The organism is Paraburkholderia sp. SIMBA_054 (assembly GCF_046534875.1).
Taxonomy (GTDB): Bacteria; Pseudomonadota; Gammaproteobacteria; order Burkholderiales; family Burkholderiaceae; genus Paraburkholderia; species Paraburkholderia hospita.
Genome location: NZ_JAWRXV010001727.1, coordinates 1 through 236, shown reverse-complemented (window position 1 = coordinate 236; position 236 = coordinate 1). Strand labels below are relative to the sequence as shown.

The following is a 236-nucleotide window of genomic DNA, read 5'->3' as shown; positions in this document are numbered from 1 at the left end:
CCAGCGGGCGCAGGCACGAGTCGCGCCCCGAAGGGGTCAGTTCGAGCGGCGCCAGCCCGATCTCCGGCTGGGGCATGCGCCGTACGCCGCCGCCCAGCACGCAGGCCAGCAACTGGGCGCCCAGGCTGATGCCGATCGTCGGCAGGCCGTAATGGCAGCGCACGCGCAGCAGTTCCAGCTCTTCCTGCAGGGAGTCGTGGGTCGCGACGTCGTCGATGCGCTGCGGGCCGCCGAGG

General features: G+C 73.3%; 1 protein-coding gene. It reads right to left on the bottom strand.

Annotated features, from left to right (window positions below):
• Nucleotides 1-236, bottom strand: a 236-nt coding sequence (locus SB822_RS61010; RefSeq protein ID WP_410859641.1) for a glutamine amidotransferase-related protein, incomplete at both ends; no start/stop codon positions are given.